Source organism: Coprococcus sp. OM04-5BH (assembly GCF_003482105.1).
Lineage (GTDB): Bacteria > Bacillota > Clostridia > Lachnospirales > Lachnospiraceae > Coprococcus.
This window is the reverse complement of sequence record NZ_QULM01000001.1, coordinates 1,017,368-1,042,465: the sequence shown is the minus strand read 5'-3', so window position 1 is coordinate 1,042,465 and position 25,098 is coordinate 1,017,368. Positions and strand designations below refer to the sequence as shown.

Annotated in this window: 24 protein-coding genes and 1 pseudogene; 4 read left to right on the top strand and 21 right to left on the bottom strand. The window is 39.5% G+C overall.

The genetic code is table 11. The features are described 5' to 3' along the window. Positions 1 to 25: 25 nt before the first annotated feature. The 15 genes from DXB54_RS04595 to DXB54_RS04530 all read right to left on the bottom strand — a co-directional run bounded on the left by DXB54_RS04595 (position 26) and on the right by DXB54_RS04530 (position 16,510). Positions 26 to 637: a hypothetical protein gene (locus DXB54_RS04595; protein WP_118694369.1), complete on the bottom strand. Its 612-nt coding sequence runs from the start codon at positions 635 to 637 to the stop codon at positions 26 to 28. Positions 638 to 811: 174 nt separating this feature from the next. Next, positions 812 to 2,062: a serine/threonine transporter SstT gene (gene sstT / locus DXB54_RS04590; protein ID WP_021938059.1), complete on the bottom strand. Its 1,251-nt coding sequence runs from the start codon at positions 2,060 to 2,062 to the stop codon at positions 812 to 814. Positions 2,063 to 2,526: 464 nt separating this feature from the next. Continuing rightward, positions 2,527 to 3,132 (bottom strand): ABC transporter ATP-binding protein, encoded by a 606-nt coding sequence (locus DXB54_RS04585; protein WP_021938060.1) that lies wholly within the window; start codon positions 3,130 to 3,132, stop codon positions 2,527 to 2,529. Continuing rightward, complete coding sequence (locus DXB54_RS04580) at positions 3,132 to 3,881, bottom strand: hypothetical protein (protein WP_147361009.1); 750 nt, start codon at positions 3,879 to 3,881, stop codon at positions 3,132 to 3,134. Before DXB54_RS04580 ends, DXB54_RS04585 begins: the two co-directional genes overlap by 1 nt. A gap of 89 nt (positions 3,882 to 3,970) precedes the next feature. After that, positions 3,971 to 4,810 carry a hypothetical protein gene (locus tag DXB54_RS04575; RefSeq protein WP_021938062.1) on the bottom strand — a complete coding sequence of 280 codons (840 nt, stop codon included), beginning with the start codon at positions 4,808 to 4,810 and terminating at the stop codon, positions 3,971 to 3,973. Positions 4,811 to 4,817: 7 nt separating this feature from the next. Continuing rightward, positions 4,818 to 6,029 carry a hypothetical protein gene (locus DXB54_RS04570; RefSeq protein ID WP_021938063.1) on the bottom strand — a complete coding sequence of 404 codons (1,212 nt, stop codon included), beginning with the start codon at positions 6,027 to 6,029 and terminating at the stop codon, positions 4,818 to 4,820. 9 nt (positions 6,030 to 6,038) lie between these two features. Next, positions 6,039 to 6,440 carry a hypothetical protein gene (locus DXB54_RS04565; protein ID WP_021938064.1) on the bottom strand — a complete coding sequence of 134 codons (402 nt, stop codon included), beginning with the start codon at positions 6,438 to 6,440 and terminating at the stop codon, positions 6,039 to 6,041. 516 nt (positions 6,441 to 6,956) lie between these two features. After that, a complete protein-coding gene (locus DXB54_RS04560; RefSeq protein ID WP_199708726.1) occupies positions 6,957 to 7,886 on the bottom strand; it encodes a GGDEF domain-containing protein in 930 nt (309 codons plus the stop codon). A 131-nt stretch (positions 7,887 to 8,017) separates the two neighbouring features. Continuing rightward, positions 8,018 to 8,191, bottom strand: a complete 174-nt coding sequence (locus tag DXB54_RS11965; RefSeq protein ID WP_199708725.1) for a hypothetical protein — start codon at positions 8,189 to 8,191, stop codon at positions 8,018 to 8,020. Positions 8,192 to 8,284: 93 nt separating this feature from the next. Next, positions 8,285 to 9,781: a 4-alpha-glucanotransferase gene (malQ, locus tag DXB54_RS04555; RefSeq protein ID WP_118694367.1), complete on the bottom strand. Its 1,497-nt coding sequence runs from the start codon at positions 9,779 to 9,781 to the stop codon at positions 8,285 to 8,287. Positions 9,782 to 9,813: 32 nt separating this feature from the next. Next, a complete protein-coding gene (locus tag DXB54_RS04550) occupies positions 9,814 to 10,818 on the bottom strand; it encodes a LacI family DNA-binding transcriptional regulator (RefSeq protein ID WP_118694366.1) in 1,005 nt (334 codons plus the stop codon). A 32-nt stretch (positions 10,819 to 10,850) separates the two neighbouring features. After that, positions 10,851 to 11,690, bottom strand: coding sequence for a carbohydrate ABC transporter permease (locus tag DXB54_RS04545; protein ID WP_118694365.1), 840 nt, complete (start codon positions 11,688 to 11,690; stop codon positions 10,851 to 10,853). Beyond that, on the bottom strand, positions 11,690 to 12,532 hold the full coding sequence (locus tag DXB54_RS04540) for a carbohydrate ABC transporter permease (RefSeq protein ID WP_118694364.1): 843 nt from the start codon (positions 12,530 to 12,532) through the stop codon (positions 11,690 to 11,692). The genes DXB54_RS04545 and DXB54_RS04540 overlap by 1 nt, the downstream gene beginning before the upstream one ends. Before the next feature lie 125 nt (positions 12,533 to 12,657). Further along, positions 12,658 to 13,989 (bottom strand): ABC transporter substrate-binding protein, encoded by a 1,332-nt coding sequence (locus DXB54_RS04535; protein WP_118694363.1) that lies wholly within the window; start codon positions 13,987 to 13,989, stop codon positions 12,658 to 12,660. A gap of 262 nt (positions 13,990 to 14,251) precedes the next feature. Further along, positions 14,252 to 16,510, bottom strand: coding sequence for a glycogen/starch/alpha-glucan phosphorylase (locus DXB54_RS04530; protein ID WP_118694362.1), 2,259 nt, complete (start codon positions 16,508 to 16,510; stop codon positions 14,252 to 14,254). Positions 16,511 to 16,644: 134 nt separating this feature from the next. Between DXB54_RS04530 and DXB54_RS04525 the strand changes: the two genes are divergently transcribed. Then, positions 16,645 to 17,532, top strand: coding sequence for an AraC family transcriptional regulator (locus DXB54_RS04525; protein WP_021938073.1), 888 nt, complete (start codon positions 16,645 to 16,647; stop codon positions 17,530 to 17,532). Between the two features lie 167 nt (positions 17,533 to 17,699). On the opposite strand, the gene DXB54_RS04520 is transcribed toward DXB54_RS04525, so the two are convergent. From DXB54_RS04520 to DXB54_RS04495, 5 genes are all read right to left on the bottom strand, one after another. Beyond that, positions 17,700 to 18,497: a PfkB family carbohydrate kinase gene (locus tag DXB54_RS04520; RefSeq protein ID WP_118694361.1), complete on the bottom strand. Its 798-nt coding sequence runs from the start codon at positions 18,495 to 18,497 to the stop codon at positions 17,700 to 17,702. A 197-nt stretch (positions 18,498 to 18,694) separates the two neighbouring features. After that, complete coding sequence (locus tag DXB54_RS04515; RefSeq protein WP_118694360.1) at positions 18,695 to 20,038, bottom strand: MATE family efflux transporter; 1,344 nt, start codon at positions 20,036 to 20,038, stop codon at positions 18,695 to 18,697. 352 nt (positions 20,039 to 20,390) lie between these two features. Continuing rightward, on the bottom strand, positions 20,391 to 21,278 hold the full coding sequence (locus tag DXB54_RS04505; protein WP_118694358.1) for a TlpA disulfide reductase family protein: 888 nt from the start codon (positions 21,276 to 21,278) through the stop codon (positions 20,391 to 20,393). 41 nt (positions 21,279 to 21,319) lie between these two features. Beyond that, positions 21,320 to 22,207 (bottom strand): 4Fe-4S binding protein, encoded by an 888-nt coding sequence (locus tag DXB54_RS04500; protein ID WP_118694357.1) that lies wholly within the window; start codon positions 22,205 to 22,207, stop codon positions 21,320 to 21,322. After that, positions 22,200 to 22,343: a CD1871A family CXXC motif-containing protein gene (locus DXB54_RS04495; protein ID WP_009263530.1), complete on the bottom strand. Its 144-nt coding sequence runs from the start codon at positions 22,341 to 22,343 to the stop codon at positions 22,200 to 22,202. The genes DXB54_RS04500 and DXB54_RS04495 overlap by 8 nt, the downstream gene beginning before the upstream one ends. Positions 22,344 to 22,436: 93 nt before the next feature. Here DXB54_RS04495 and DXB54_RS04490 point away from each other — a divergent pair, with 93 nt between their 5' ends. Beyond that, a complete protein-coding gene (locus tag DXB54_RS04490) occupies positions 22,437 to 23,117 on the top strand; it encodes a response regulator transcription factor (protein ID WP_178035886.1) in 681 nt (226 codons plus the stop codon). Continuing rightward, on the top strand, positions 23,114 to 24,271 hold the full coding sequence (locus DXB54_RS04485) for a sensor histidine kinase (RefSeq protein WP_118694355.1): 1,158 nt from the start codon (positions 23,114 to 23,116) through the stop codon (positions 24,269 to 24,271). The genes DXB54_RS04490 and DXB54_RS04485 overlap by 4 nt, the downstream gene beginning before the upstream one ends. 237 nt (positions 24,272 to 24,508) lie before the next feature. Here DXB54_RS04485 and DXB54_RS04480 read toward each other — a convergent pair. After that, positions 24,509 to 24,778: pseudogene (locus DXB54_RS04480) on the bottom strand (arsenate reductase ArsC); the annotation flags it as partial. A 118-nt stretch (positions 24,779 to 24,896) separates the two neighbouring features. Here DXB54_RS04480 and DXB54_RS04475 point away from each other — a divergent pair. Continuing rightward, the gene (locus DXB54_RS04475) at positions 24,897 to 25,031 is read left to right on the top strand and encodes a cysteine-rich KTR domain-containing protein (RefSeq protein WP_442872121.1); all 135 of its coding nucleotides are present in this window, start codon (positions 24,897 to 24,899) and stop codon (positions 25,029 to 25,031) included. The last annotated feature ends 67 nt before the right edge of the window (positions 25,032 to 25,098 follow it).

Below are 25,098 nucleotides of genomic sequence, written 5' to 3'. Positions count from 1 at the left end.
AAGGAGAGAGCCCCTATAACATTACCTATCTTAATCCTACACCAGCCAATACAGCTTCAACACTATCTATCGGACCATCACTCCATGGATATGACGCATCACTGCATCCGGCAGATTCAAGCAGATCCTTAACCTCATCTTCATTCGTGCCTAACAATTTAATATAAGCATCGTCAACCATCTCCATTTTCTGAACAAATTCTTCCTGTTCTGTCGCACTCTTACCTGCCATCCATGCGGATGCAGCGTCCTTTATCTCATCTGCCCCCAGACCGGTTCCGACTCCCCAATCCATAAGCTTCACTGCAGCCTGTACTGCTTTCAGATAAGAACCGGCTGTTCCAACTGTAACAAGCTGGTCGATTTCATCTAAAACCGGCATGGAAATATTGGAATCACCCTGTTCATTATCCGGAATTTGCTCCGTTGTTTCTTCTTCTGTGCCGGGTGTCTCTGTTGTTCCGGAATCATTCGCTTCTGTTATGTCTTCTGTTGCCTCTTCGCTTTCTTCTGTATCCGTTGTCGTTTCTGTTATTTGTTCAGTGGCTGTACTATCGCTATTTTTTGCACTGCCTGTTCCACAAGCCGCCAATGACATCATTGCTGCAAATGAAAATAAAACTATTATCTTTCTCATAACAAACCCTCCATTCACTTCTATTACTATTACTATAACCAAGCCGCTAACCAAATCTTTTTACCTGAAGCACTGATAAAAGCGGTGGTCAGCTATCTTCATTATAGTTAACCATATTTCGCATTGATCGTAGTTTGTCGCAAAACCACATCATTTGCCGTAAATTGTCGTTTTTTACTCGTCCGGATCCAGAATAGCTCCTATCTTGAAGTCTCTTCCTTCTTTCTGCCACTGACGATACTCTGCTGTAGCGGCGAATAAAACATCGCCTGATGAATTAATGGCTGTCTCCAATGAGTCCTGAACCACGCCTATGATCATACCAACTGCCACTGCCTGCATTGAAATATCCTGCGGTATTCCAAATAATGAACACGCCATAGGAATAAGAAGAAGTGAACCGCCGGCAACCCCCGACGCACCACAGGCACCCAGAGTTGCCATAAGGCTCAACATAAGTGCTGTAGGAACATCCACTGACACACCCATGGTATGTGCAACGGATAAAGCCATAATAGTGATAGTTATGGCAGCTCCGTCCATATTTATGGTAGCACCCAATGGTATTGACACTGAGTATACATCAGGATCAAGTCCAAGACGTTTGCATAGGGACATATTTACAGGGATATTTGCAGCGGAGCTTCTGGTGAAGAAGGCCGTAACTCCTGACTCCCTGAGGCAACGCCATGCAAGGGGATATGCATTTCTCTTAAGCACAATAGTTGCCAGCAATGGATCGACGATAAGGGCAACTGTAAGCATTGCTCCTACCAGCACCAGCAACAATCTTCCGTACTCCTTGAAGATAGACAGGCCGCTTTCTGATACAGTTGTGAAAACCAGACCCATAATACCAAATGGGGCACATCCGATTATCCATCTTACTACTGTAGAAACTGCATCTGAAATTGACACCAGTGCAGATTTCACGGATTTATTTGCCCGACGCATGGCAAGTCCAAACATAAGTGCCCATGCCAATATGCAGAGATAATTTGCCTCGAGCATTGCATGGATCGGATTATCTGTTATATTAAGCAGGAGATTTTGAAGAACCTCCATTATTCCTGAGGGAACCACATCTGCCTGATATGACTCAAGATCCAGGGTCATATTAACCGGGAAGATAAAGCTTGCACTGACTGCCACAACCGCAGCGACCAGCGTACTTAATATATACATGACAGTAACCATGCGGAACTGCTGTCCATTTCCCTTTCCTGCATTTGCAATGGAACTTATAACCAGGGCAAATACCAGGATTGGGGCTATCGCCTTAAGTGCCCGTACAAACATTGTACCTATCAGCCCGATCCCGGTGGCACCCGGAACCAGTATTCCAAGGATTGCACCGATCACTATTCCTACTATGATCTTAGCGATCAATGATACACTATTCCACATTTTAACAATTCGTTTCATTTATCTGTCTCCTAAATTGAACATCAGCCCATTTAAAATGTGCCTTCGACACTTGGTGCTTCCTCTGGCAAAGAGCTGACGTAATTTTTTACACGATTGGTATTCTATCATATTCTGCTGTTTCTGCATAGCTTTTGCCTATTTTTCTATCTGCCATCCAATTATATTTTACCGTAAATGCTGCATTTTCATTCCATACAGCGATAAAACACGCTATGCGAGTTTTATCCGCTGATTAGCAGTCGTCAAATGCAATCATGCAAGCATGTTGCACTTGACTCGTTGCCATACATAAAAAAGCCCGGTCATAATGCGTGCGTCACACTATGATCGGGAAAATCATCCAATTTCAAAATCCAGAAACGGAAGCAACTTTTCAGGTCAATGCATGTATGAAATTATTTGATCTGTCCTTTCCTCTCGCTTCTTATGCTGAAGATAAAACATTGCCTTTACACACACTTCTACATTTTATATACTTTATCGCACAGCAGTTCAATATCTTCCTTATTATGGGAGGATATAATTATTACCTTTCCCTTTTCTTTTTCCTCCACAAGTATATCACGGACAAGCTTAACGCTTCCCTCATCTAAGCTGTTAAAAGGCTCATCAAGAATAAGAATATCCGGATCTTCCATTATCGCTTGTATTATCGCAAGCTTCTGCTTCATTCCAAGACTATATTTTTTCACCTTGGTTTTCGAGTGGGGATCAAGATTAAATCTATTCATATACTCAATAATAGTTTCTTTATCGGCAATTTTCTTAATTGACGCCAAAAGAAGTAGGTTCTGAAGTCCTGTTTTATTTTCAGCAAACACCGGATACTCTATTATTATCCCCATGCTTTCCGGAAAATCCACATCACAGCCTACCACTTTGTCATCAACAACAATCTCTCCTGATTTTATCGGTATAAAACCGCATATACATTTCATAAGTACTGTTTTTCCAGAACCATTTCTTCCAACAAGACCACATATCTCTCCATTCTTCACAGAAAGATTTACATCGTCAAGTATCTTGTTACTTTTATAATCAAGCGACAAATGCTTTACCTCTATCATTATCTTTCATCTCCTATTTGGCATTTCTTAATCGTTACTACATTCACCACCGACATTATTACAATCAACAAAATAAAATATATATATGAAATCCACAATTCACATATAGGTTTCCGAAGAAACACATCAAAATGCTCTCCATATATGACATGACTTACCGGAAAAAGCCACTTTATTTTTAAGTGCAGTCCATTAAGCAGGGTTCCAATAATCAGAATCCCCAGACTGACTGTTATTCCAACAAATCTATGTCCCTTCAGTTTGAAATAACATAATATCTCAGCAAATAAAGTTAAAAATGCTGACAGGAGCAATATACTATTAAAAATGACACTGCACACTGTTCCCTGATTCACTGTGCTACTCTCCACAAACAACTGATTATTTGCCTGGTAGAGTTCCGGAAAGCTCAAATGAAAGCTGGTCATGTATTCACTCCAATTCGTAGTCTTTTCTCCGGAAGAATACAGAATACTCATTATTCCAAGTAAGAAAATCATAATAAGTGCTATCATAAAGGCATAAATAATCTGACTTATAATGTACCTTGTTTTACCCATTCTGGTGATGGCGAATATACATCCATTTTCTTTTGCCGGGAAATCTGACATAACCACAATAAACAAAATTGGAATTATCAGAAAGTGATCATAATGTGACAGAAGCAAAACAAATGGCTCAAATATACTATATTTAACACCTGCCTCATTAGCCAGTTTTGCCATGGGTACAACTACATCCTCCATCATGAAGATATAAGTCATGATGCACACGATCATTTTCTTGCTAAATATAAAGTCATGAATCCAATTATTAATCTGACGAAATATACTCATCATTATCCATACACCTTTCTGTTCATCCAACGATAAATGGCATAGATCATAGCAAGCACTACGATTAATAAAGCACAGTATAAAACCGCAACATTCACACCAAACGTATTTTCAAATGCAAGATCAGCATTAATTAAATACGCCGGATTAAGTATCTCAACTCGAAGAACTCTATTGGGAAAATCCATTCCATAAATTTTCCTGATATATATCATGTGAATATTTAGTACCTTGTAACCTATGTAGCATATCAACATAGGTAGTGTTATAGCAAAGAAAACATCCCCCGATATATTCATAATCACCAAAGAAATACAAAGTAATAACAGCGACACTAATGTTGTCATTAAACATATTTTCGCCATATGAACTATGTAAATACTACCAGACATTTCTTTTCCTTCTAAAATATCTATGCAAGGAAATTTCATACATATTATGATAAAAAACAAAATTAACGAAAGGTTATTTACAGCAGTTGTATAGCCTACTGCCTCCACCAAAGTTTTTCCCGAATAGTATTTTCTCCCCTCCCTTGTAACCCGATAATAGTACGAATTACTGAAGAATTTTTCTTTCATTAAAATAATCGGATACAACGATACAATTACAGGAAGAAGAACCACGTACCATTGCATATCTCGAAAAGAATCCAGTATAGTACCAACGGAATAAAAGTCTCCATACCCAATCAGTTCACTTTTATTATACTTACATAAAACTGCCATTATCGTTCCCTTATCACCACTGGGCATTTCCATTGGTGAAAAAAGGCACAGGACTACATATGCCGCAATGGATATTAAAATCATTAATGTTTTCTCAATATTTATTTTCTTCATGTTTTACCTACATTTTTGTTATCAGCACCTGGCCTGTAATGGCATCCACATCAATATATATTGCAGTATATCCCAACACATCAGGATTCGTTATGACAAAATGATAAATAGGCTTTATCTCAACACCTTGTATAACTCCATCCTTTTTCTTAAATACAGTATCATAAACCAGTTCTATTCTTCCTACCTTTAGTTTGGTACTGGTTGACAACTGCTGCGACGCGGCAATGCAAGCTGACGAAAGCGAGAGCACCTTGTCATAGCTCTCAAGTTCTTCTACATTTTCATAAGAATGAGCACAGGACCATACATAGTTAAGCTTATTATTTTCTACCATTGAGGCTACATACTCTACTCCAAATCGTTCTATATCTTCATCACTATCTTCTTCTCCACTAATAACCTGTGGTGCGTAATCTTTATTAAGCGGAATGCCCTTATACTCAGGTTGGATATGAAACTGGTAGTAGTAGATACCATCCTTAAGTTTCATAACTTTCACCTTATATACCTTATAATCCAACAATTTAGAACCAACAAAACGATAATCATTCTTTACATGCTGCTCCATATAATCAACAGCCTCTTTGAGATTCATCGGTCCATCACACAAATTGTAGGACACTTCTGAGATATCCTCGTGCAAAACATCATAATTTTTCTCCAATGTCCCCATATCAAGAACTCTGTATCCCCATATGTTTTCTTCGTCTTCTTCTCCTTTAATTTCCAATATTCTCTTATAATCAGCCATCTCACACATATACGAAGACTTGTAAAGAACCTCAGAAAATCCTTTATGATTATAAAGCAGTGCACTTTCTCTAAACTTATGTTCATTTTCCGATGCCTCATTATAATTTACATATTCCGGCCCCTCTTCCTCTGATCTCCACATATGGTATACGATCTTGTCTGTGTCTATTTCCTCGCCGTTTGATAACTTTTTCAAATTATCAATATAAGACTGTTCAACCTCATCTTGATCATAATCCCCTATATCAAAATAAGCCTTATACAAAGTATCAGCTTCCGGTATTATTATCTCTGCATTCCCTATATCTAAGGTTTCATATTTGTTCTCACATTCACTTGCCTCATTCTGTACCTGTAACAAAGAGGAGTCAGGAGACCCAACCTGTGGCTCATTTCCTGACTCCTTAGTACAGCCACAGAGAAGAAAACATAATGCCAACACAATGCCTAGTTTTTTTCTCATGGACTACACCTACTTTCCTTTTATTGTACCTGCCAAACTCGCAGAGCTTCCACCACTACATGATAACCTCACTTTAAAATATATGTAAGTTGTGGATGGCGTTTTTGTAGTATTAAAACTGAGTGTTGATGTCCTAGTAAATGCAACTGTCTTATTTAAAGTATAATTTGTGCTTGTAATTGTAGCCTGTCTGGCAGTACAATTCCCCGATACACCAGTACACTCTGCCGTATAACCACCACCACTTGTATATACGAAAACATTAGTCTCGTATTTATTACCACCGCCGGCTACATAATATACATTCCAATTTGTTGAATTAGCCTTTGAACTAATTACCGGTACTAAGCTTATGATCAATGCTGATACAACCAATGCTAATATCCTAACTTTATTTACCATTTTTTTCATAATATCCCTCCTCGTATAATATCTTTGCCTATCATCATCATAATTCTTTTCAAGAGTGTATTGCCTTTCATCAGAAAATCAGGCATTTTTACTTTATACACAATTCCAATACAAATCTTATCAGCTTTACATATTACAGCTTTTCCAATCGCGTTACTAAGCGTTATCTTCGTTCTTCTATAAGTTATCCCCCCCCTTTTCTAAAGCACGCTTTGTTTCACTAACATGTTGTATTAACATCTTATCATTGTGAAAATAATATTTCAACTAATTGGAGCGAACAGCAAAAAAATGGTCGTCAACGACATAATCAGTCCTATAATCTCCGTTATATTGCTCGAAAAACACCTTCAGGGTATATCTTCCAACTGCCAGACCAGATGGAATAGTAACTGTCGCTGTTCCACTTGCACTATTTTCTGCAATACGTCCATAATAAATAAAAACCGCCTACCCATCCAGAGTAAGCGGTTCGCTGAAAACATCTATCTATGCAAATACAGGTCTCTCCTGCCTCTACACTGATCCATGCAACATCCTCTTTTTTCTCTTATTCTCATACATAGCCTGATCCGCCATATTAAGATAATCCTGCAGGCTTTTCTGTTTGTTCGACGTATCTGCAGCCATGATACAGGTGCCTATACTCACCTGAATCCCCTCATCGTCAAAACGTTTATTCACGCGATTAATTATTTTATCTGCTGTCTCATCATCCTCAAGTGGATACAAAACAACGAATTCATCGCCGCCAAAGCGGAAAGCACCGCCTTTCCTGCTGCATGTATCCGACAGAATAGCTCCTATCTTCCTAAGGATCTCATCTCCCTTATCATGACCTTGTTCATCATTAATTGTTTTGAAATTATCACAATCAAAAAATGCCACCACACAATCCTGATTTAATATGCGACAATTTCTTGAAATTGTTTCTGCCAGCTCAAAATAAGCCATTCGATTATAGGTTCCCGTTAATGCATCACGCTTATACAGAAAATCCAATTTACGATTTGCCTCAATATAACACCGTCTTTGATACATCTCCCAAATCACACGATTAAGCAGACTTTGAATATCATAAAAATATGGGTTATCATATAAAAATTTTCCGTTCTTTAAGATACTGAATCCAATCGAACGATCCCGGTAATGAAATGGCATGAACATCCATACATCGTTATTGGGCTCGTTCTCTTTTCTTTCCCAATAAGAATCAAAGTTTTCATACTCCCCGGACTTTACTGCATCATCGCTATACACAACCAGCGTTATTCCATCGCATTCAAGCTGCTTGAAATATTCTCCCGCGTCCCGGAATATTTCTTCAAAATCCCGCGCACTCGAAAGTCTTGACTCCAATCCGACACGTTTTTCTTCAAATAACCGTCTTTTTTCATTTTCTATGATATTTCTTCTTGCAACCGCACGATAATCAACCGGTATCAAAAAAGGACAACCGCAGCTTTCCGTATAGGAAATCTCCGGTTCAATATAGTGACACTGTTCAACCGGCTCTCCCTTCCATATCTTCTCGAAAATCTCCATGCAATGTTTGGCTAATGTCTCACGCTTATGTGCTACCGTCGTAATCTGAGGATTAAAGCAGAATCATCACTCCAATTACCCATACAATTATAATGACAGATTTCTATTGGTTCCGATTGTTTTTCGTTAAATGTATTTATTCCCTGAACCCACGCATATGTAATCAATCTCTTCCAGCCATCTGCAAGTAACGCAATCTTCTTCATCAAAACTCCCCATTTTATATAATAATCAAATTATGAAAAAACGCCCCTGGTAGCATAAAACCCGGGGTGCATTCAAAAATCTTCAGTTATAAATTAGTTACAGCGTTCATAACGAACCGTAATTTCTTTTATCTCCTCAGCTAAAGTCTTACTTAACTCTTTGCTGTCTACCCGCCATCTCCAATTGCTGCCAACCGAAGAAGGCGTATTCATTCTCGACTTGTTGTCTAAACCAAGGTAATCCTGAATTGGAACAATACAGATCTTCGCATTGCTTCTCATGATTGCACCAATGAGCGGAATATATATTTTATCTTCCGGTGTATAGTAATCACACAGATAATCTCTTGCTTTTTTTCTGCCTTCATCATCGATTTCCTGCCACCAGCCCACCAGTGTCTCATTGTCATGCGTGCCTGTATAAGCTACACAATTTTCAATATAATTATGAGGTAAATACTCCCTCGCCGAACCTGTATCTCTTGTGTCAAATGCGAACTCCAACACTTTCGTCCCCATGAACCCGCTATCTGCAACAAGCTTACGGACTGTATCCGTTATATAACCAAGGTCCTCCGCAATCACTGATTTCCTGCCAATTTTCTTTTCGATCGTATGGAACAAATCCATTCCCGGACCTTTTTTCCAACTGCCATTTACCGCAGTCTTATCGCCATATGGAATGGAATAATATTCATCGAAACCACGGAAATGATCAATACGTACAACATCATATAACTGAAAGCAGAATGAAAGTCGTTCAATCCACCATGCATACTCTGTCTTTTTGTGGTAGTCCCAATCATAAAGAGGATTTCCCCACAGCTGCCCATCAGCCGAGAATCCGTCCGGCGGACATCCGGCAACAGCCTTTGGTGTGCATTGTTCATCTAACTGGAACAATTCCGGATGCGACCATGCGTCTGCACTATCTAATGATACATAAATCGGAATATCTCCGATAATTTTAATTCCTTTTTTATTGGCGTAAGCTCTAAGCTTATACCACTGGTCGAAAAACTGAAACTGTATAAATAACTGAAAATCAATCTCGTCTGCCAGCTTCTCTCTATACTCACGTAAACCTTCTTCTGTACGACTATGAATTGCCTCCGGCCATTCAGTCCAGTTCATTCCGCCAAAATGATTTTTTACTGCCATATACAGGCAATAGTCATACACCCACGCTTCATTCTTCTCTAAGAACGCCTTATATTCTGTACTCTTCTTATGCCCGCTTCTCTCACAAGCCTTGCGAAGCAATACATACCGTCCATTATATTGTTTTTCATAATCAACAGACTGTTCGTCTGCTCCAAAGTCAACGCTATCACATTCTTCTTTTGTTAATAATCCTTCGCTAATTAAAGTTTCCAGATCTATGAAGTACGGATTCCCGGCAAATGTGGAAAACGACTGGTATGGAGAATCTCCATATCCGGTAGGTCCCAAAGGTAAAATCTGCCAGTACGTCTGACCAGCTTCCACTAACCAATCCACAAATTTATATGCTTCTTTGGAAAAGCAGCCAATTCCATACTTTGATGGCAAACTGGAAATTGCGAACAATATTCCTGCTGTTTTATCCATATATGTCCTCCATATACGTCAAGACAAAACAATTATACTCTGCGAACGCTCTCGCCCTCAATCAGTTTGTGTGGGGCATAATCATGTTCACACTCCAGTGTATAATGCATATGCTTCATCAAAAGCTCCACACTCCGCTTCACAATACTGTTTATGTCCTGACCCATTGATGTAATTCTCGGCGTATAAAATCTCGATATGACTGTACCATCGAAGCCCACCACCGATATATCATCCGGTACTTTTTTCCCGGCATCTTCTATTGCACGAATTGCGCCAACCGCAATCGAATCTGACAGCCCAACAATCGCTGTCACATGCATGTTTTTTTCAAGTAGTTTTTTTGTTGTCTCATAACCTGCCTCATACGAATACCTGCAAGCCATATAATTTTTATCCGGATCGAATTTTAGGCCACTTTTTTCAAAGCCTTTTTTGCACCCAAGATAACGCGAGAAACTAATCTGTTTATCTGAAATCTCGCCACCCATTACGACAATATCTTTGTGTCCGTAACTTGTTAAATACTGCACGATCTCCATGGTTGCAGCCTCATCATCTACACACACGGAAGATACATTGTTGAATGCTAACTCTCTTGCACTCGTAGTTGCAACAACACAGGGTATGTCAATTTCATTCATACGTTCATCAAAAAGAGCTAAATTCGCACCGAGAAAAATAATTGCTTTTGCGGTTTTATCATGAACGAATTTTAATGCCTCTGCGACCTCGTCCCCATCTTCATCGATAATCTGACAGGATACAACCTCTTCCAGCTCCGACAACAAAATTGTAATCCGGTCAAGAATCTCCATGAAGAAACTATTGTGTCGGCCTTTCATGATAATTGTAATTGTATTTCCACCACAGCGTTTCAGCTTTCTGGCGTTTCCATTTGGTTCAAAATTGCTCTCTTCGATAACTTTCAATATCTTTTCGCGCGCTTTATCACTTACACCCGGTTGTTTATTTATTACTCTGGATACGGTACCAATACCGTATCCAGATAACTTTGCTATATCTTTGATCGTCATATAATCGCCCCCATAAAAAATGTGACTATATATTAACCCTTAACAGCGCCAGCCGCAACCCCTTTGACAATATATTTCTGAGCGCATAAATAGAATACAACAACCGGAATGATAGCCATGATCAGGCATGCCATAATCGCGCCCATATCAACTCGTCCGTAGCTTCCCTTCATGTACTGGATGACAATAGAAATTGTCTTGAATTCCTTAATATCAAGTACAAGGTATGGAAGAAGGAAGTCATTCCAGATCCACATTGCCTCAAGAATACCTACGGAAATGAATGTAGGCTTCATCATAGGAACTACTACACAGAAGAATGTACGGAGTGGTGAGCATCCATCCATCATTGCCGCTTCTTCCACTTCTATCGGAATTGATTTTACAAATCCGGTGAACATGAATACCGCAAGTCCGGCACCAAAACCGAGATATACAATAACGATTCCCCAAGGTGTATTCAGATGGAGGGAGTCTGCCGTTCCGGAAAGTGTAAACATAACCATCTGGAACGGTATAACCATAGAAAACACACATAAGAGGTAAATGATTTTTGTAAAAACATTCTTAACGCGGGTTATAAACCAGGCTGTCATTGAACAGCAGATCAGGATAACCGCAACGGATAATACTGTAATAAATAATGTCCAGCCCAGAGCTTTCAGGAAATCATATTGAGTAATTGCTGTCTTATAATTTTCAAGTCCAACATAGCTTTCCTCTGTAGGCAGCTTAAATGTCTCAAGATTAATAAACGTCTTCGACTTCATGGAGTTAATCAATACGATAAATATTGGAGCAACAAATACAATTGAAACGAGTGTAAAAAATAATGTTGCAAGTATTCCCATCATTTTCTTTTTCATTTTCATTACTGCTGCACCTCCTTATCTCTTGTCAACTTTAACTGTAACAATCCAATTCCTACTACAATTATGAAGAACACAACTGCCTTCGCCTGTCCAACACCTTCTGCTCCTACTCTGCCATAGAATGTGTTATAAATATTCAAAGCAAACATCTCTGTCTTATGAAGTGGCTCACCACCTGTAAGAGCAAGGTTTTGATCGAATAATTTGAACGAATTCGTAATCGTCAGGAATGTACAAATTGTAATCGATGGCATCATGTTCGGAATTGTAATTTTAAACAACCTCTGCATTCTGTTAGCTCCATCGATCATAGCTGCTTCCTGAATATCACCAGGAATCGCCTGAAGTCCCGCAATGTATACGATCATCATGTAACCAATCTGCTGCCATCCTACAAGAATAACCAGTCCCCAGAAGCCTAATGTTTCATTCAATTTGAGAGCTGTATCAAACTTCACGAAAATACCATCAAAAATCAGCTGCCATACATAACCTAATACAATACCTCCGATCAGGTTTGGCATAAAAAACACTGTACGGAAAATATTCTTTCCTTTGATATTCTGTGTCAATGCCAGTGCGATTAAAAATGCAAGTACATTGATCAACACAAGTGAAACGATTGCAAATAACGTAGTGAATTTGAATGATCCAATAAAATTTGAATCTTTAAATGCTTCTATATAGTTTTGTATACCGACAAACTTTGCATCTTTGATTGTTGTAAACTTACAGAAGGACAAGTAAATACCTTCAATAAAAGGAATAATAAATCCTATCAAAAATGCAGCCATAGTCGGCACCAAAAATATTGGCCAATATTTTTTTACTGCCTTTTCCATCTTATACCTCCTATGCTTTGAACATCAGCCTATTTAAACAATCCCTTGAACAACTATCTTCTAAAAAAGGGAGGAAATGTCTCCTCCCTTTTTAATTACAGGTCGTTTTATTGGGTTTCTAAATCCTAGTTTCCTGCTGCCTGACTCTCTGTAGCCCAGCCTTCAACGAATGCTTTCTTTACAAGATCCCAATTCGCATCTGTCTGATCGGAAGCGTATACAGTAAGAGCTGATCCTACTTCGTTCTTCCATGTCTCAGAAGGCATTGTTGTGAAGTTCCAGCTTACAGGTGTCTTGCCATCTGCAACATACTGGCTTGCGATATTCACAAGAAGGTTATCTGACTCAAGGTTCTTCTTGAATGGAGTAACAAATCCCATTCCATCTGCTCCGGATGGCATTGCACCCTGTGAACCACAGATTGCCTTAAGTGCTGTATCGTCTGTAGCAAGCCATGCCATGAAATCTTCTGTTGCCTTGATGTCTGCTTCGGAAGCCTTATTATTTACACACCAGTAGTTCTCTGTACCTGTACAAAGTCCCTGATTCTCTTCTCCATCTACACCGATATAAATCGGAAGCATTCCGAGATTCTCATCTCCGACTGAGCTTATATCTGAGTATGCCCATGTACCATTCTGGTAAAATACTGCTTTTTCTGCTACGAACTCAGCAACTGCATCATCACCGGTCTTAACACTGAGCTGCTTTGGATCTGTAGTTGAATTATTAATGTACAAATCCCAGATCTGACGATAGTTATCCAGGTATGTGCCCTTGATTGCCTTTGTGTTGTTGATTCCGTCTGCCTGATACTCATAGTATACAGGGAGGTTTGCAAGGTGAGTCTTAAATCTCCAGTCTGATGAACCATCCATACCTGCGGATGTAAATGCATCAAATCCAAGTTCATCACGTCTTGCTGTAATATCTTCTGATACATGCTTCAGATCAGCAAAGTTCTTGATGTCATCCATAGAGTAACCTGCCTCAGTAAGAAGCTTCTTATTGCAGATGATACCATATGACTCAATAACATATCCGATACCTGCCACCTTATCGCCGTCCTTCAAAGCGAAATCCTCTGAAGTAAGCTGCTTGTAAACTTCTGTGTCAGACAAATCTGCACAGTAATCCTTCCATGATGCCAGACCGACCGGGCCATTTACCTGGAACATTGTAGGGCATTCTGATTTACCCATCTCACTCTTAAGAGTTGTCTCATACTGACCGGATGCCGCTGTAACAACTGTTACCTCTACGCCTGTCTCCTCTTCGTAGATCTTGGCAAGCTCCTGCCACTGGGCATCTGCTTCCGGCTTAAAATTCAAATAATATACCGAGCCCTTATCACCTGATGCATCCTTTCCTCCTGAAGTTTCCTTTCCTCCACATCCTGCACACAGTGACATCACCATTGTTGCAGTTAATCCTAAAACTGCTAATTTCTTCTTCATGTTTTTTCCTCCTCTAATCATTTCATTTGTTTTGTTAATAGTTACGTAAACGCTCTTTGGAAACGCTTGTTGCATCGTTTTCGGTAACGTTTCCATTTCATGAGTCAATGATACAACATTTACAAACTTTTTGCAACCAAAAAAGTTAATATATTGTTTATTTGGTTAAATTCTACATCAATTTTGAATTTTTTTTGTTACTTATCACCAATTTTTTCGTGTATTTGCCATCAACGGACTATCAATTCGCTATCAATGGATCTTATTTTATTATTTTCCAAATATCGTTATTATATTCAGCAATTGTACGATCTGATGAGAAAAATCCTGCTTTCGCAATATTCACCATCATCTTCTGCGCCCATGCCTTACGATTTTCATATTCCCTATATGCATGTTCCTTGGCATCAACATAAGAATCGAAATCAATAAATGTCATGAACCAGTCTTTGTTGAGAAGCTCATTATATAAACGATGCAGCATTTCTGCATCTCCAAGTGCCATCACAGCGTCACTGATAATAAAATCAACCGCTTCCTTCAATACCGGATTATTCTCATAATATGTTCTTGAGACATAGTCCTTCTTCGCATAATGATCAATAACCGCATCACTTGACTCTCCAAAGATATAGATATTGTCGTCACCAACAAGCTGATGGATTTCAACATTCGCACCATCTTCTGTTCCGAGAGTAACCGCACCGTTCAACATGAACTTCATGTTTCCGGTTCCGCTTGCCTCTTTTGATGCAAGGGATATCTGCTCCGAAATATCACATGAAGGAATTAATTTCTCTGCAAGAGTAACATTGTAGTTTTCTACCATAACTACATTCAAATACGGTTTCACTTCCGGATCATTGTTGATCAATTCCTGAAGACACAGGATCAAATGAATAATATCCTTCGCAATCGTGTATGCAGGTGCAGCCTTTGCACCAAATATAACCGTAATCGGTGTAGTAGGGAGCTTGCCCGTTTTGATCTCCAGATATTTATGAATAACATAAAGTACATTTAACTGCTGGCGCTTATACTCATGCAGACGCTTTACCTGAATATCAAAAATCGAGTTTTCATTTAATTCGATTCCCTGCGTTTCCTTGAAATATTCTTTAGCGTGAAGCTTATTCTGATGTTTAATTTCAAGGAGCTTTTCAAGCTTGTCATCATCCTTTACAAATGCAAGCAATTTTTCTAATTCCATTGCATCTTTCTTGTATCCGTCCCCAATCCACTCTGTAATCGTATCGGTTAACAGTTCATTGCAATAGAGAAGCCAGCGGCGGAATGTAATGCCGTTTGTCTTATTGTTGAATTTCTCAGGATATATTTTGTAAAAATTGTTAAGCTCCGAATTCTTCAAAATCTCTGTATGAAGATACGCAACGCCATTTACACTAAACCCATAATGAATGTCGATGTGTGCCATGTGAACCAGATCATTTCGGTCGATAATTGCCACACTCTCATCGCTGAACCGTCTTCTTACCTTATCATCCAGAATCTCAATAATCGGGACAAGCTGCGGAACAACCTCTGCCAGATAATGTCTAGGCCACTTCTCAAGTGCCTCAGCCAAAATTGTATGGTTTGTATATGCACAGGTCTTACTTACAACATAAATCGCTGCATCCATATTCATCCCTTCTGCTACAAGCAGACGAATCAACTCAGGTATGATCATGGTTGGATGTGTGTCGTTGATCTGTATTACTGCATAGTCGAACAAATCATAAAGGTTACTTCCCTTCGCCTTACACTCATCGATAATGAGTCTTGCTGCATTGCTTACCATGAAATACTGCTGGTAAATACGAAGCTTTCTTCCATCTTCGTCACTGTCATCCGGATATAAGAACAATGTCAGGTTTTTCTCTATGTCTGTTTTATCAAACTTATCATTCTCATCAACGATGGATTCATCAACGGTTTCTACGTCGAACAAGCATAATTTGTTGGTACGGTTATTGTAACCTGTCACATCAATCTCGTACAATCTCGACTGCACTGTGCATTTTCCAAATGTAACAGGATATGTCACATCTGTTTTCCTAAGCCAGCTTTGATCCTTGATCCATGGATTTACCTGTTCTTTCTGCATTCTGTCTTCGAACACCTGCTTAAACAAGCCAAGGTGATAATTTAATCCAATACCCGCACCCGATAATCCAAGTGTTGCTATTGAATCAAGGAAACATGCAGCAAGTCGTCCCAGACCGCCGTTTCCAAGGGATGGCTCTACCTCAATCTCCTCAATCTCCGCAAGTGTCTTTCCGCTTTCGGTAAGCACTTTTTTGACTTCTTCATAGATTCCAAGATTGATCATGTTATTCGAGAGCAGCTTTCCAATCAAAAATTCTGCCGATACATAATAAATCTTCTTTTTCGTCTCTTCCATGCGACGATCATCTGCCAACTGCTTTGTCAGGTTGAGCAATGCATAATATACTTCTTCATTGCTGCTTTGTGCGATTTCTTTTCCAAGCAGTTTTTCAAGTTCCTGTTTTACCTTCATCGTATACCCCTTTCGTTTTAACTCGAGCTTTTGTATGCCCTTTTGTAATAATACAATATCACGAATTGGAAACGTTTCTCTTGCATAATAATATCATAATATGATACTATTCTATCAATAAGGAGTGTATTGCCATGAAAGAGATTATAAATCCGGACTCTGCATCTAGTATCGAATTAAACGAGAACAAGATTCACTTTCAAAATGAATATCAATATAATACCTATATATGTTCGATTCCGATGGATTTTGCAAGTGTACCGGTTCACTGGCACGACGAGTTCGAAATGATCGTTATTAAGAAGGGGCGCGGATACGTTACCCTGAATTTTCAGAGATATAAGGTTTCATCCGGTGATATCGTAATTGTTCTTCCCGGAATGCTTCATTCCATTGAAGGCAAACAGAATTCAACTATGGAATATGAAAATATACTTTTTTCAAAGCACTTTCTTGCTTTTGATGCAGATGACGTGACGCAGCAAAAATTTATCGATCCTTTTTTTAACGGAGATATCCAGATTCGTCATTATCTGACCCCCGGCCACACATTATACAGGGAGATCAGTGATATTGTTGATTTATTAGATGAGAAAAGCGATGAAAGAGACTATGCGTATCAGCTTTTTATCAAGGGGGGACTTATCCAGATTATATACCTGCTGATTACGCACCCGCCAAAAGTAAACGAGACTACGCAAAGTGATAAGCATGAAGAGAAATTGAAAAGTATCATTCGCTATATCTCCACGCATTATTATGAAGATATATCCATCGAAGAAATTGCAGATTTCTGCCACTATAGCCCATCGCATTTTATGAAATTTTTTAAGATCCATACCGGAATGAGCTTTATCTCATATGTGAATGACTTCCGTGTCACAGAAGCACGCGCAATGCTCACATCAACCAATGATTCGATACTTGAAATCTCACAGAAATGCGGATTCTCGAATCTGTCGAATTTCAACCGGATGTTCAAAAGGAAATATGGTATAACACCAAGGCAGGTACGCAGCTGAGTCTGCTCCTACCCTCAAAAGCCAACTTTTATCTTTCTATATAATTCCTCGCCATATTCTCCCGCCAGCTTCCCGCTGTTTCGTGAATACCTTTTTGCAGGTTCGTATAGTTTGCACGGATAAGTACATTTCTGAAACATCACGCATTTTCTACAAACTTGAATTTGTTAAAATCCACCATAATGAGACAGAGTCTCTGTTGCTAATTCTGTCCCAACTCTCATAGCCTCATAAATATTCCCATTTATCAAATGTGAACATACAAATCCTGCATGGTAGCTATCTCCACAACCTGTAGTATCAATTACTTCTTTAACTTCATTAGCTTGAACAAAATACTTTTCACCATTATGATATGTAACACTTCCTTTATCAGCTAAAGTCACATTAAATAGTCCTTTATACTTCTTTGAAAACGCCTCAAATATTGGGAGAATTGATTTCTCTCCACTAATCATGAAATAATCTACATATGGTGCATATTTTTCCATATCTTTAAAATTACGATATTCTACAAAATCCACTGCCAATCTGAAGTTATTATTCTTTTTTAAATCTATAATTTGTCCAAAACAGCCTGCCCAAAAATGTACAAATACAACATCTGATTTTTTGATAAACTCCAATTCATCATGGTTCAATATCATTTTATCAACAATATCACCCGTCCACGAATCAGCTTTGTAATATCTGTCACCGCCAGCTGTAAGATATGTACGATTATTCGCTGTTACTTTATCCTTTTCTACTCTTACGTGGCTTACATCTATTCTCTTATCAGAAATAGAATCCATAATAAATTTTGCGTAAGAATCCTGTCCAACCGCACCCAATATTGAAACATTGAGCTCCTCAAATTTTGATGCATGGGCTGCAAAATTAAGGGCTTCACCCCCAGCATATAGTTCATCAGTTCCATCAAAAACATCTACACATAAACACGGAAGTGCTACTAGATTTATCATTCTTTATACCTCCAAAACTTGAGATTTACTAATTCAACAAATTCCGATTTGTATTTCTGTTTGTTTTAAAAATGGGCAACTCCGATTAGGAATTACCCACTCGCTATACTTGCTATCTTAACATAGCATTCCGTATCACACAAACCCTTGAGAAAAGTATTTCTCCTCTCTCAAAGGGCAAGTTGACAAACTTGAAGTTATCTGGTTGATGTCATTTTATCAGTCCGCCATAATCTCCTGAGAGCCCCATAGGAGATTAAGAAGTTCGCAAGCCAACCAACCGGTACAGCAAGCCAGACAAAGGCAATGCCGAAACGCGGTGCACAGATCAGGGCAACGGACAGACGAACCGCAAGGTTCACCATGTTTGCAACGAGGAACGGACGCATAATTCCGAGACCGCGAAGGACTCCATCGGTTGCCATCTTGATACCCATGAAGATGAAAAAGTAACCAATCCACCTCATATAATCACCAGACACCTGATATGCCAACGCCGTTCCGTCTTTTCCCAAGAACAGCGAGGAAATCTGCGTGTGCAGCGCTTCAATGGTCACAAACGCAATGACTGCAAAGCACAGATCCAGCACCAGTGCAGCTTGGTAGCCTTTTTTGATGCGTTGGGGCTTGCCTGCGCCAAGGTTTTGGGAAACAAACGGCGAAACCGCATTGCCGATGGAGACAAAAATCAAAGAGAACACATTCTCTACTCGCATTGTCGCCGAATAGCCTGCCAACGCCTGTGTGCCGAATGGATTTACAACTGCCTGCACAATCAGCATACCGATGGACACCGTAGACTGCTGAAGAATCGACGGCACAGCAATTTGCAGCATGGATTGCAGCCCCCGCCAGTCGAATCGTTGAAATGGGCTCTCGTATCGTCGCATCCGATGAATAAAAATCAGAAGGGAAAATACGGCGGAAATGCCTTGGGCAATCAAGGTTGCAAGAGCGGCACCGAACACGCCCAGACCAAGCCCGGCAACCATCCAAAGGTCCATAATAATATTCAGGACAGAAGAAAAAATCAGGAGTGCCAAGGGAATTCTTGATTCACCGATGGAGGTGAACATGGTGGAGAGAATGTTATACATAAACAAGAACGGAAAGCCCACAAAATAGACCCGCAGATACAGCACTGCCTCATCCAGAATGTCGGGAGGGGTTTGCAAGCACCGCATCATCGGGCGGGTAAAGCATAAGCCAAAAATGCCAAGGACAATGCTCAGAATCAAAAAGCTGAGCAAGGACGTTGACACAATGGTTTTCATTTTGCCATATTCTTTGGCACCGAAATAGCGACTCACCAGCACACCGGCACCTACGCCGGCTCCCAGTGCCACACAAATGAACACATTGGTCAATGCTGCACAGGCACCGACAGCTGCAAGTGCAGAAGAACCAACAAACTGGCCGACAATAATGGAGTCGGCCATATTGTATATTTGCTGAAAAAAACTCCCAAGAATCATCGGCATTGCAAAAACTGTCAACGCTTTGAGGGGCGCATCGTTTATCAAATACTCATCTTTCGACATTCTCATATTCCTCCATGGTATCTTGTTACAAGGGTGCAGGACATCCGGTGGATGTCCGCTTTGCACCGACCGTAGCGAAGCGAAGACCACAAGATGTCCAGTGGACATCTGCTCTGTGCCGACCGAAGCGGCAGCGGAGACCAAAAAAATTATATAAAACAGTATAACACAAAATAAAAGTGACATGGTGAACTGATTGAAATGCTTCTGATTTTTGTAGCAAATAATTGATTGAACGATAAGGAGATAAGATACGATGAGAACAATATTTGCAGAAGATTCCTTGACATTATAGTAATGTTCAAAAAAAAGCTCTCTGTGCAATGCACAGGAGCTTTTTTTATGTAGGCCTCTATTTATTTGTGCTGTCTGCATCAATTATAGACTGAATCTGCTTCATAAGGGCATCATAATTGTCCTGGTTATCGATTCCACCGAGCATTGGTTCGCCTACAATATTGCCATTTCTGTCAACGAGTATAGTTGTTGGAAAGGCCATGATTTCTGAGGCATATTTACCGGCAGCACTAGAGGAGTCAATTGACAGATTACGATATTTGACACCCTGGCTTTCAAGAACAGAGGCCGCCTCTTCGATAGCTGTTTTATTTCCATCGAAAGTCTCAGTGTTGATGCCGACCACTTCTCCGCCCATTGATTTGATAGCGTCATTTAATTCGTTAAGCTTGGATAATTCAGCGACACATGGTTTGCAGCCGGTAAACCAGAAATTGACGACTGTTACTGCATTACCGGAAAACAGGCTGTCATCAACCTTATTGCCATCAAAATCCTCACCGGAAAAATCACTGAATACAGATGTGTCTTGAGAGCTGTCATTCTTGTTATCGTCTGATGATGTATTTTTGTTTTCAAGCTCTGCTATCTGTTCCTCGATTTTTCGTATGGTTTCAATATCCTCATTAAGTGTTTTAAGCTCATCGTCTGTGAATGAATTCTTGTTTGATTCTACGGTACCGGCAAGATAATCAGCATAATTTCCGTTTGGATCGGCGTCACTTTTGTTCATCATGCCAAATACCTTGTTCCACACATCAGCGTGATCTGCAAAAAGCTGATTTTCCTGCTGATATAAATCATCAAGCCTGGAATCTGATTCGCCGGCTTCAGTCTGAGTGTTCTTAGAATCTGTTGTGGAAGCTTGCTTTGCGCCACATGCTGTAAGTGATAATGCTATGCAGAGTGCAAAAATAAAAATAAATGATAATTTGTTTTTCATGAGTAATTTCTCCTTTAAAATAATAGTAAAATGTTTAACAGTTATCTGTTGTCATTTTTTTGACATGATTTTCCCATAAACCGGTAGCAGATGGCGTCCTTCGGACAGGCCTTTATGCAGGCACCGCAGCGTATGCACTCGGGGTGATCCGGTGTCTTACACACATCCACATCCATCTTACATGCCTTTGAGCATTGACCGCATCCGACACATTTGCTGCTATCAACGGTGATTTTGAGCAGGCTGACCTTATTAAATAATGAGTAGATTGCTCCAAGCGGACAAATCCATTTACAGAAGGGCCTGTAAAATAAGATACTTAGTACAATCACTGCAATTAAAATCATACACTTGAAAGAAAAAAGCTTTCCCAGCGCAGAACGGATAGCAGCATTTCCAATAGATAACGGTATAGCACCCTCTAAAACACCCTGAGGACAGATATATTTGCAGAAGAACGGGTCTCCCATTCCTATAGAGTTCGTCACAAGTATCGGAAGAAGTATAACGAAAACAATAAGAATGACATATTTTAGGTACCTAAGAGGCTTTAGTTTGGCTGTGGATAATTTCTTTCCGGGGATTTTATGAAGTAAATCCTGAAACCATCCAAATGGGCACAAAAAACCACATATAAATCTGCCGAGAATTACACCGAGTAAAATAAAAAATCCGGTTATGTAGTATGAAAACTTAAATTTTGATGATCCAACAACTGCCTGAAATGCCCCTATTGGACAGGCTCCTGTCGCGGCAGGGCAGGAGTAGCAGTTTAATCCGGGTACGCATACTGTTTTTGCATTGCCCTGATATATTTTACCCTTAAATAAATTTGGAATATGAATATTGGTCAGCAGCGTTGCTGCGGCCTGTATCCAGCCACGTATTTTGGCCAGTTTTCTTGATAGTAATTTCTTTTCCTTATCCAATTCCGACACACTCCAGACATAGTTTTATTGCTTTACCAAGCACTGTAGCCGCCTCACCTCTGACTGCACCATAGCTTATCATGGATACACCAAGGATAAGCAGAATGATTTGACATGTTTTTTGGTATTTCAACATAATGTTGCTCCTTTTTGTTGTATTGTTGACCAGCTGACTTTGGTATTATACAATATAGGTTGTAAAATTATTGTTAAGAAACAGGAGAACATTTTGAGATTATTAATTGTTGAGGATGAGAAACAAATATGTGATATGGTTGCAAAGAGTCTGTATGCTGCTGGTTATGAGGTGGATACCTGTTATGATGGGAAAGAGGCTCTTGAATGTATACTGTCGGAGAATTATGATCTGATAGTTTTGGATTTGAATCTGCCGGGGATGGATGGCATGGAGCTTCTTAAGGAGCTTAGAAAATACAATGATGAAACTAAGGTTTTGATATTATCTGCAAGAGGTCAGATTGCTGATAAGGTAGAGGGACTTGATGCAGGAGCAAATGATTACATGGAAAAACCATTCCATCTGCAGGAGCTTGAGGCACGTATCAGAAGCCTGACAAGAAGGAAATTTGTACAGAATGATATATGTCTTAAATGCGGAGAAATAAAGTTTGATACGATTAAACGCGAGGCATATGCAAAGGAAGAGCCGGTTCCACTGACAAGAAAAGAGAATGGTATTTTGGAATATTTACTTATCAATATAGGCAGACCAGTGAGTCAGGAGGAGCTGATAGAGCATGTGTGGGATGCCACGGCAGACAGCTTTAGCGGAGCAATCAGGGTACATATGTCTTCACTTAGAAAAAAGCTTAAGGCGAAGCTGGGATATGATCCCATTCAGAACAAGGCAGGTGAAGGCTATAAAATACGGGAGGAGTCTGACAGATGAAAAGAATGTCGCTACAGTGGAGACTTACGTGCATTACTACATTGTGTATTGCTATTATATGTGGCTGCCTGACTATGTTTGTCTATAAAAATGGTGTGCATTATATCGATTCTCTGCATGATGCGGTAGAGTCACAGGGGGATGAAAAAGGGAACAAATCAGATGAAATATATATCAGCATACCGGACGATAAGTGGGATGAGTTTGCGGATAAATTTTCGGTTCAGGTGTACAATAATAAGACCGACTATAAAAGAAACAGTCTGATAATCACGGTTTTGCTGGCGCTTTTGGGAGGTGTCGTCACTTATTTTATAAGCGGGCATGCCCTCAGACCAATCAGGGAGTTTTCAGATAAAATTGAAGAGGTACAGGCTCAGAATCTGTCTGATTCAAGAATAGAGGAAAACAATGTTAAGGAACTGAACCAGCTGGGTATTTCTTATAATAAGATGCTTGAGCGTCTGTCTGAAGCATTTGAGATACAGAGACAGTTTACTGCAAATGCAGCACATGAGCTGCGTACTCCATTAGCGTTAATGCAGGTACAGCTTGATTTATATAATTCTGCCTCTCACCCGGGAAATGATACAGACACTTTGCAGACCATAAAAATGGTTACGGAACAAAATGATAAATTAAACAGGATGGTAAAGACTCTTCTTGACATGAGTGAGCTTCACACGGTGGGAAGGGATGAAAAAATTCTATTGGATGCTATTGTTGAAGAGGTTTTGGCAGACCTTGAGCCTCTTGCCGTGGAAAAGAATATAAAGCTGATTGGAAAATATGAGGATGCCACCATGATAGGCAGTGATATCCTTATTTACAGGCTTGTATACAATCTGGTTGAGAATGCCATCAAATACAATCATCCGCTCGGACAGGTTACAGTAACCGCATATCAGAGAAACAAGCATGTTTATCTGTCTGTAGAAGATACGGGAAGCGGAATACCAAAGGAGCTTAGGGAGAGAGTGTTCGAGCCATTCTTCCGTGTGGATAAATCCAGAAGCCGAGAGCTGGGTGGCGTAGGACTAGGTCTTGCTTTTGTCCGTGAAATCGTTAGAGCACATGATGGCAGTATTTGTATCAAATCAGGCAAGACTGGGGGAACGATTTTCGAGGTGACTTTTGCACAGCATTCAATGTAGCGTTCCATTTTACACATTTGTCAACGCTATTAAAACAGATTTGCTAAATGAGAAAAATAGAATAATTTGTTATTTGAGTGTGTGAAACTTTTTCTGTAAATAGCTAATAACAGCAAGGTCTTCTATGGTAAAATATAAATCATAGGAGGCTTTTTGTTTACAGACAGATTTACAATATCTGATACTCTGCATACACCTATGCCTTCACTGTATATGACTTCATTCTTGCCATGCTGTCTACCTCTTATCCAATCCATTTTTTAATTTCAAAATATCTTTTCTGATTTTTTCAATGACTATCTTAAATTCCTCATCACTTTTTCCTGTTGGATCTTCAAGTCCCCAGTTATCATCAAACGGTCTTCCTATAAATGGACATTCCACATTACACCCCATTGATATTGCAATATCCGGATTTGGAATATCACTAACTAGCCTACTGAACTGCCCATCTGCTTCCATATCTATATTATATAATTCCTTCATAATACGGACAGCATCTTGGTCCGTTTATGGCTCCTAATTCTCCGATTGCTTTCGAGGTAAACTGCATATGATTGCGGTGTTATTTATATTATGTACATTTAAATGTGGGAATCTAAAGAAGAAAATATGAAAAAACGAAATGGATATTTTGTCCACATGTGGAAACAGACCACGAAATAAAATTAGAAAATACAAGATTAAAAATTTTCCTCTGTATTGTCCAAAATGCAAAAGAGAACCTTTAATTGAAGTTAGAGAGAGATTTTCTTCGTAAACCGCTGTTTGTCGCTTCCGGGTAACAAAAAGCGCCGTATTTCTACGACGCTTTTGTCTTGCTCGGA

Coding starts and splice junctions, on each gene's coding strand:
- DXB54_RS04575 (WP_021938062.1), bottom strand. CDS start 4,810: ATGAAGAAAATAAATATTGAGAAAACATTAATGATTTTAATATCCATT.
- DXB54_RS04585 (WP_021938060.1), bottom strand. CDS start 3,132: ATGATAGAGGTAAAGCATTTGTCGCTTGATTATAAAAGTAACAAGATA.
- DXB54_RS04580 (WP_147361009.1), bottom strand. CDS start 3,881: ATGATGGAGGATGTAGTTGTACCCATGGCAAAACTGGCTAATGAGGCA.
- DXB54_RS04475 (WP_442872121.1), top strand. CDS start 24,897: ATGGATATTTTGTCCACATGTGGAAACAGACCACGAAATAAAATTAGA.
- DXB54_RS04485 (WP_118694355.1), top strand. CDS start 23,114: ATGAAAAGAATGTCGCTACAGTGGAGACTTACGTGCATTACTACATTG.
- DXB54_RS04570 (WP_021938063.1), bottom strand. CDS start 6,029: ATGAGAAAAAAACTAGGCATTGTGTTGGCATTATGTTTTCTTCTCTGT.
- DXB54_RS04545 (WP_118694365.1), bottom strand. CDS start 11,690: ATGAAAATGAAAAAGAAAATGATGGGAATACTTGCAACATTATTTTTT.
- DXB54_RS04505 (WP_118694358.1), bottom strand. CDS start 21,278: ATGAAAAACAAATTATCATTTATTTTTATTTTTGCACTCTGCATAGCA.
- DXB54_RS04565 (WP_021938064.1), bottom strand. CDS start 6,440: ATGAAAAAAATGGTAAATAAAGTTAGGATATTAGCATTGGTTGTATCA.
- sstT (WP_021938059.1), bottom strand. CDS start 2,062: ATGAAACGAATTGTTAAAATGTGGAATAGTGTATCATTGATCGCTAAG.
- DXB54_RS04530 (WP_118694362.1), bottom strand. CDS start 16,510: ATGAAGGTAAAACAGGAACTTGAAAAACTGCTTGGAAAAGAAATCGCA.
- DXB54_RS04515 (WP_118694360.1), bottom strand. CDS start 20,038: ATGTCGAAAGATGAGTATTTGATAAACGATGCGCCCCTCAAAGCGTTG.
- DXB54_RS04495 (WP_009263530.1), bottom strand. CDS start 22,343: ATGTTGAAATACCAAAAAACATGTCAAATCATTCTGCTTATCCTTGGT.
- DXB54_RS04535 (WP_118694363.1), bottom strand. CDS start 13,989: ATGAAGAAGAAATTAGCAGTTTTAGGATTAACTGCAACAATGGTGATG.
- DXB54_RS11965 (WP_199708725.1), bottom strand. CDS start 8,191: ATGAAGAAGATTGCGTTACTTGCAGATGGCTGGAAGAGATTGATTACA.
- DXB54_RS04550 (WP_118694366.1), bottom strand. CDS start 10,818: ATGACGATCAAAGATATAGCAAAGTTATCTGGATACGGTATTGGTACC.
- DXB54_RS04525 (WP_021938073.1), top strand. CDS start 16,645: ATGAAAGAGATTATAAATCCGGACTCTGCATCTAGTATCGAATTAAAC.
- DXB54_RS04540 (WP_118694364.1), bottom strand. CDS start 12,532: ATGGAAAAGGCAGTAAAAAAATATTGGCCAATATTTTTGGTGCCGACT.
- DXB54_RS04520 (WP_118694361.1), bottom strand. CDS start 18,497: ATGATAAATCTAGTAGCACTTCCGTGTTTATGTGTAGATGTTTTTGAT.
- DXB54_RS04595 (WP_118694369.1), bottom strand. CDS start 637: ATGAGAAAGATAATAGTTTTATTTTCATTTGCAGCAATGATGTCATTG.
- malQ (WP_118694367.1), bottom strand. CDS start 9,781: ATGGATAAAACAGCAGGAATATTGTTCGCAATTTCCAGTTTGCCATCA.